This window comes from Fulvivirga lutimaris (assembly GCF_009711525.1).
Classification (GTDB): Bacteria; Bacteroidota; Bacteroidia; order Cytophagales; family Cyclobacteriaceae; genus Fulvivirga; species Fulvivirga lutimaris.
Genome location: NZ_SMLV01000288.1, coordinates 1 through 6422, shown reverse-complemented (window position 1 = coordinate 6422; position 6422 = coordinate 1). Strand labels below are relative to the sequence as shown.

Here is a 6422-nt window from a genome sequence, read left to right as displayed (position 1 = left end):
AACAGGTCCGGCAAGAATTATTTATTTGACTTTCTATTAACCAGCCATAACACAAAAAGAACAATAATAGAAACCCAGCTTAAGGTGGTAATTCCGGCTTTCAGTTGAGTAAATATGCTTGCTGTTTGAACAAATCCAGAAGTAACATTTGCTGGTTCTGATATCATAATTGCGATCATGATGTTTTCTGCATAGTCCGCCAACATCGCTAAAAAGGGCAGCACGTACAGATTTGAAAAGAAACTATTTGGATTCACTTTGCACAATCGGGATAACCGAATAATCAATGTACTTAAGAGAAAGGCTAGTAAAATAGGATAAAGTACATCTAATAAAAATAGCTGAGGAAATAGGTAAAAATTAGTGGAAGCAAGATCTAAATTTTGAAGCAAAGCCATAGCTTCGGACGGAGAATAACCAGCAGGCCTTAAATCAAATGCTTCTGCACCCAATTGTGCATTAATTTTTGGAAAGGTGTACGTCATCATGATTAACAACACACTATGTGCTAAGACAAACAGAATGGTTATTCCTGTTTTAGTGGCCAGTCTTTCCAGTTTTTGGTGAACCGTGCTTAAGATCATCGATGGTTATTAATTAAGTCTTGGTCAGATCAAATTAAGCAATTATTTGAATCTCTCAGAATTTAATTTGGGGGTCTTTTGCTTAAAAGAGATGCCTGCCTGTGGCAGACAGGCCAGAACAGGTCCGGCAAGAGTTGGGCTAAACTTTACTGCACCGTCCAGCCACCATCAATAACCAAGGTTGTGCCTGTTGTCATACCGGAATTTGAACCTGTTAGATATAGAATGGCCGAGGCAATATCATTAATATCCGCTACTTTCTTTACCGGTATTCTGTCGAGTACCTTTTCAAGGTATTCAGGATTGTCTAACCGCTCTGCGGTACCAGGGGTGTATGTGAAAGTAGGAGCAATATTGTTAACTGTTATTCCCTGTTCTGCCCACTCCAAAGCGAGCACTTTGGTAATCATATTGAGGCCACCCTTAGAAGCGCAATACACAGCGTGGTCTTTAATGGCCACCAAACTGGCCTGTGAACTCATGTTGATAATGCGGCCATAATTATTTTTGGCCATGTACTTACCGGCCTGCTGGGCACAAAAGAAGAGACCTTTCATATTGACATTCATCATTTCATCCCAATCGGATTCCGTTACTTCCAGAGCTGGATGATTAAAGCCCAATCCGGCATTATTGATAAGTACATCTATGCGACTAAATGTATCAAAGATGCTTTTAAAAGTTTCTTTAATATTAGCTACTGAACTGACATCCAGAGGAAAGGCATACGCAATACCACCTTCTGTTTTTATTTCCTCCTGTAGCGTTTTTAATTCAGCTGCACTGCGGGCGCAGAGAATGGTTGTAGCTCCTGCATGGGCCATCACTTTGGCGATACCTCTCCCAATGCCTTTGCTCGCTCCGGTAATTACCACAATCTGGTGATCAAGTCTGAAAGTTGGATAGGTCATATCAGTCATTTCTTATAATCTCAAACTGGCCTGGCGATACTTTGATGGGAGGAGGAAAGCCCTTGCCCAGTACTTTCATATTATCTTCATTAAGGCCTTCGGTATTTTCGAAGCCACTGTTCACCACAGCTTGAAAAGACTCATAAGAATCCCACACCACAATGTTGACAAAGTTGAATTTGTTCTCACTGTTGATGGTTCGGTAAAAGGTTGAGCTTACAAACCCCGGCTTTGTTTTAAAATAGTCGATATAGATATCACGCACTTTAATGGCCATTTCTTCATGCCCTTCGGGTACTTCTATTGAGTTGATTACGCTTATTTGTTTCATTTAATATTTTAAATCTTTTCGACCTGAATATTTATGAGTCAAATTAACTAATAATTTCAAACTACTCGACTTACTTCAGTTATACCTACCAGTTGGAAGACTTTAATTAAAGTGTCCTATTTCCTTTTCCTCAATTGACATAGAGGAAAACATTTATGAAAAAGGACAGTTCAACACAGCTCAAAGCTTCTGTAATTATCAATGCACCTCAAGAATTGGTTTGGAAGGTAGTGCGAAATTTTGGTAAAATATCAGACTTTCATCCATTGGTGAAATCATCCAAAAGCATCAATGAGAAGGAGGGACTTGGCGCCAAAAGGTATTGTGAACTTCTACCCATGGGTGCCATGGAGGAGGAGGTTGTCCAATGGACAGATGGTGTTTCTTTTACTGCCGAAGTTATAGGTGGTAAAATGTTGCCTCCTTGCCATTATATGAAAGGAATGCTCGAATTAGAATCGCGAGGAAGCCAGACTAGAGTTACTTTCACATTTAACTATCTTATGAAATTAGGCTTAATTGGTAGGCTTATGAATGCAATAATTATTAAACCACAATTCAAAAAGGCGCCACCGAAGTATGTCAATGGACTAAAAAACTATATAGAATCGATGGAGGCAAGTCGTGTTTGAATAAGGTCTTTCTCCCTTTCATTTTTGGCGAATATCAAGGCTTCTTTAAGGTTGTACCTTGCGTTATCATCATCTTGCATGTTAAGGTATAAAGTACCCAATGTCATGTAGTATGACGTGTTTTGTGCAAAACCTTGAGAATGCTCTAAAGCATGCATCGCTGTTAAAGCTTCAGTTTTGTGGCCCAGATAAAAATAGGCAATCAGTCTATTCATTTTTACCAGAAAGCTTGAATCTAAGGATTCCAGGATAGTGTATTGCTGATAAATACTTTGCCAGTTAGTAGAAGCAAAGTCTGGTGACATGCAATGCTCTGCCGCTATACCCGCCTGAAGTTGGTAGGTATTAATTTCTTTGGTACGGATAGCTTTGGTGAGATAATTCATGCCTTGAGCAATCAGGTCTTTGTCCCACAGGCTTCTGTTTTGATCTTGCAGGCAAATAAGTGAATCATCTTTATCTAAACGGCTTTCGAAACGTGATAATGAAAACATCATGAGGGCAAGCAGTCCATTCACCTTTGCTGAATTATGGAAGGTTTCCTCAACCTCTTTTAATAACCTTACAGCCTCATAGCATAAATCAATTCTTAATACCTCCTTATGATGTGGAGCATAATACCCTTCGTTAAACAACAGATATAACGTCTTACACACACTGTCAAGTCTGTCATTTAGAGATGTAGCTACTGGAATATCATAAGCTATTTTTTCTTCACGTAGTTTCTTTTTTGCTCTGTAAAGCCGCTTATTTATATTGTCTTCAGAGGTTAATAAGGCCTTAGCTATTTCAGGAATACTAAGACCACAAAGCGTTTTAAGCGCCAGTGCTATCTGCGATTCTGTAGGCAGGGCTGGGTGACAGCAAGCAAAGATCATTCGCAAAGTGCTATCAGCTACTAGTGCTTCTGCACTTTCAACATCCTGGAGTTGAGGAACAACCTTGGTAGCAAATAGCTGCTTCCTTTTAAGCAGGTTAATGGTTTTCTTCTTGGCCACATCCATAATCCAGCCATCAGGATTGTCTGGAATACCATGGATACTCCATTTTTCAACGGCCTCTACCAGTGTATCCTGCACAATATCTTCGGCAACTTCTACCTGATCTAGTCCGAAATAACGCACCAATATAGCAACGGTTCTGGCATAACTATGCCTGAAAAAATGCGCTGCGAGTTGGTGTGTATGATGGTTTGGTAAATTCACTTCTACTCTTGCATCACCATTGGTCTTACCATAATTTCAAAGTATTTCAATAAAGGGCAGGACATTGATATTTCAGTGGCTTTTTCTAAATCCAGCGCCTGAATAATTATATAGCCTGCAATAATCTCCTTTGATTCCAGAAATGGCCCATCAGTTTTTATTTCACCCTTGCCAGTAATCAGTGTTCCTTCACGTTCAAGTCGATTAGCTGAAATATAATACTCCTGAATGGTTCCCACCCATTCTCGGTATTCCTCTAGTCGTCTTTGGAGTTCTTCAGGAGAATAGTCCAATGCTCCTTTGCCTCTTAATAAGAGAAGGTATTGTTTCATTGTAATGCCTTTTTTAGGAAGCGAACCATAGGTGAGATCAGTTTGAAACGATCCATAATAACGCTTTTTAGTTTTTCAGAACCGACATAATCTTTTAATGGAAGTTCGGTCATGGCGTAAAATTGCTTGTTAGCAATATCTGGCACTTCTGCTTGTACTGCTTTGAATTGTGTATCAAGCCGCTTGGCCTGATCACCTTTCAAACTTTCAAAATGCTGGACAAAGGTGGTGTCGTTTATCAGCTTCTTAAATTCCTCAGCATTATCAACAATATAGGTTCTTACTTTTTTCAAATTGGTGGTGTCAAGATTGAATAATCCACCGCCCATGTGAATAGTATCTGCACTAATGCCCAGATAATAACCTGGCAGCTCCGACCGTTTTCCACCTGGTGAAACCCCAGCTTTCATGAGGGTGTTGTAAGGGGTTTTGTCTTTAGAAAAACGGACGTCCTTGTTAATTCTGAAAATGGAGTCTTTGGCATTCATGGAAATGTCTGAGTCGAATTCCTGAATCTCATTAATTAAATCATCCATTAACGCTATAAAAGGAGCTTTTACATGAGTTTCATAGGTTGACTTATTGGCATGAAACCATTCTTTGTTGTTGTCTTTTTCCAACCCTTTGAAAAAGGAGATATATTCTTTTGTAATCATATTTCTGCTTTAAGTTTTTGAAGTGCGTTTTCTGTCATGGTGGTCCAGAGTTCTTTTTCTGTAAAAGGAATTTCAAACCAGCCATTTAAGGGAGGCCTATTGGTAAATGGATTGAAGACGGCAATGTCTTTTCCTGCCTTATCGGGATCGAAATCTTTCCCCAATTTAAAAACCATCTTCTGCTTGCGAGAAAAGAATGCGAAGACCTTACCATCATAAGTGATGGCTTCTGAGCTCATCATTTTTCCCTCTTTAATTCTAGAATCTGATAAGCAGAACTGCTCCCTTATATTATTAAAAAGTTCTTTTTCCATATGCCTTTTAATAAATGTCAATTGAAGTTAATAAAATAGGACACATGTCGATCTATTTTTAACGGCAGTTTTACGCTATTAAAGAAGCATCAAAATAATCGATTACTTCTTTGAGCAATGCTTTTGTGGGGTGGCCGGTTTCATCCACAAAATCAAGGGTGACTATAGAATGACCTTTGCCGGGAAGAGTATGCAATTTAATTCGCTCCTTACCATCTTGATTAAAAGTCTTGTCGTACAAGTCGAATTTAGAAGCCTGACAAATCTTGTCTTTTTCAAAACGGGCACAATGCATTGGGCCAAATTCATCGAGGCGAGTTTTGATTTTTTCTACTTCGGCATCTGACAAATGCAGTGATTTCTGTTTAAATATGGGCAGAGAAGGCTGACTTGAATAGCTGGCTAAAACAGCGTCATCAGCCATCAGAGAAATGGCGAAATTGCCCGTCAGACACATGCCAATAACGGCAACACCCTTCACCTGATGGTCATCTTTCACTTTTCTACAGAGCGCCTTTAGCCAATCTACTATCGGACTGGATTGCTGTGTTGAGAATATTTTAAACTCTCTGCGCATGCAGAAAATTCTAACAATATTACCCAGTACGGCTGTTTTACCCAGCGGCCCAAACAGGTGGGGCAGGATTACTTTATAACCTCTATTGACAAACTGATCAGCGAGCGCTAAAGTCTCCTGACCAATACCCGGCAGCTCCTGAATAAGTACTAACAGTTTCCCTTCACCTCTGGAATACACATCATGGGTAATGGGGTGCATGCCACTTACTGTTGCTGTAAATGACCATTTGTCGTAGGAAGAGATTTGGTTGGTCAATGTGTATCAATTAAGCGATACTGTAGCTCTCTCTTCCCTTCTTAGAATTAATAGATAAGCTAATTAAACCACCAATAAATAATATTGCTCCTCCAACAAACGGAAAGCCAGCTCCAATTAAATCTTCAACTACAGATGAGAAAAGAAATGGTATGCAATAAATCATTCCCAAACCACCAAGAATCATAGCTGCTAATGAACCTAAATAGGCAACTTTTTGCATCAAGGTTTGAACTCTTATTTCTTTTTTATCAGTCATAATTACTTCTAGTCTCAGGCTTTCTAGATCCTTATCTGCATAAGCATCAATAGTCCAATTTTTTATTGATTTGGAATTAAGTCCTAAATAAAAATCCTTTGCTAATTGAATCCATTTGTGTGGTAGTAAGATGAACCCAAAAGTGAAAATTGCAATGCTTGGCAGGCTAATATTGCCATTTCCAATCATGAAAGATTGCATTCGAATTTCATCAATTGGTGTCATTTTGTAATTCAGTAAAGAATGTTTCAAATCATGAGATTCATAACCAGGAACTAAATTTAGCTTATGAGAATCTAGGCAGTTGGCTATTTCTCTTCCTAGAGTTCCATTTGGTAGAGCTCTCAATTTTTCCAGTTGCTC

At 39.1% G+C, this 6422-nt stretch carries 10 protein-coding genes; 1 reads left to right on the top strand and 9 read right to left on the bottom strand.

Translation table 11 applies throughout. The features are described 5' to 3' along the window. Positions 1-17: 17 nt before the first annotated feature. The 3 genes from E1140_RS04945 to E1140_RS04935 form a co-directional block, all read right to left on the bottom strand. Positions 18-584, bottom strand: coding sequence for a hypothetical protein (locus E1140_RS04945; protein ID WP_155179684.1), 567 nt, complete (start codon positions 582-584; stop codon positions 18-20). A gap of 146 nt (positions 585-730) precedes the next feature. Then, positions 731-1495 carry an SDR family NAD(P)-dependent oxidoreductase gene (locus E1140_RS04940; protein WP_155179681.1) on the bottom strand — a complete coding sequence of 255 codons (765 nt, stop codon included), beginning with the start codon at positions 1493-1495 and terminating at the stop codon, positions 731-733. A gap of 1 nt (position 1496) precedes the next feature. Next, positions 1497-1826, bottom strand: coding sequence for an antibiotic biosynthesis monooxygenase family protein (locus E1140_RS04935; protein WP_155179678.1), 330 nt, complete (start codon positions 1824-1826; stop codon positions 1497-1499). 155 nt (positions 1827-1981) lie between these two features. Between E1140_RS04935 and E1140_RS04930 the strand changes: the two genes are divergently transcribed. Beyond that, a complete protein-coding gene (locus E1140_RS04930) occupies positions 1982-2458 on the top strand; it encodes an SRPBCC family protein (RefSeq protein WP_155179674.1) in 477 nt (158 codons plus the stop codon). On the opposite strand, the gene E1140_RS04925 is transcribed toward E1140_RS04930, so the two are convergent. The 6 genes from E1140_RS04925 to E1140_RS21395 all read right to left on the bottom strand — a co-directional run. Then, positions 2425-3663, bottom strand: a complete 1239-nt coding sequence (locus E1140_RS04925; protein ID WP_155179670.1) for a sigma-70 family RNA polymerase sigma factor — start codon at positions 3661-3663, stop codon at positions 2425-2427. The genes E1140_RS04930 and E1140_RS04925 overlap by 34 nt on opposite strands. 2 nt (positions 3664-3665) lie before the next feature. After that, the gene (locus E1140_RS04920) at positions 3666-3995 is read right to left on the bottom strand and encodes a YciI family protein (protein ID WP_155179667.1); all 330 of its coding nucleotides are present in this window, start codon (positions 3993-3995) and stop codon (positions 3666-3668) included. Continuing rightward, positions 3992-4651, bottom strand: a complete 660-nt coding sequence (locus E1140_RS04915; protein WP_155179664.1) for a DUF2461 domain-containing protein — start codon at positions 4649-4651, stop codon at positions 3992-3994. The genes E1140_RS04920 and E1140_RS04915 overlap by 4 nt, the downstream gene beginning before the upstream one ends. Continuing rightward, positions 4648-4965 (bottom strand): hypothetical protein, encoded by a 318-nt coding sequence (locus E1140_RS04910; protein WP_155179661.1) that lies wholly within the window; start codon positions 4963-4965, stop codon positions 4648-4650. The genes E1140_RS04915 and E1140_RS04910 overlap by 4 nt, the downstream gene beginning before the upstream one ends. 70 nt (positions 4966-5035) lie before the next feature. Further along, the gene (locus E1140_RS04905; RefSeq protein WP_155179658.1) at positions 5036-5800 is read right to left on the bottom strand and encodes a dienelactone hydrolase family protein; all 765 of its coding nucleotides are present in this window, start codon (positions 5798-5800) and stop codon (positions 5036-5038) included. A 10-nt stretch (positions 5801-5810) separates the two neighbouring features. Further along, positions 5811-6422 (bottom strand): hypothetical protein (locus E1140_RS21395; protein ID WP_221412636.1); only part of this gene is annotated, 612 nt, incomplete at its 5' end.

Bases quoted from the DNA above. Each gene is read 5' to 3' on its own strand.
- E1140_RS04935 (WP_155179678.1), bottom strand. From the start codon at position 1,826: ATGAAACAAATAAGCGTAATCAACTCAATAGAAGTACCCGAAGGGCAT.
- E1140_RS04910 (WP_155179661.1), bottom strand. From the start codon at position 4,965: ATGGAAAAAGAACTTTTTAATAATATAAGGGAGCAGTTCTGCTTATCA.
- E1140_RS04920 (WP_155179667.1), bottom strand. From the start codon at position 3,995: ATGAAACAATACCTTCTCTTATTAAGAGGCAAAGGAGCATTGGACTAT.
- E1140_RS04945 (WP_155179684.1), bottom strand. From the start codon at position 584: ATGATCTTAAGCACGGTTCACCAAAAACTGGAAAGACTGGCCACTAAA.
- E1140_RS04940 (WP_155179681.1), bottom strand. From the start codon at position 1,495: ATGACCTATCCAACTTTCAGACTTGATCACCAGATTGTGGTAATTACC.
- E1140_RS04915 (WP_155179664.1), bottom strand. From the start codon at position 4,651: ATGATTACAAAAGAATATATCTCCTTTTTCAAAGGGTTGGAAAAAGAC.
- E1140_RS04930 (WP_155179674.1), top strand. From the start codon at position 1,982: ATGAAAAAGGACAGTTCAACACAGCTCAAAGCTTCTGTAATTATCAAT.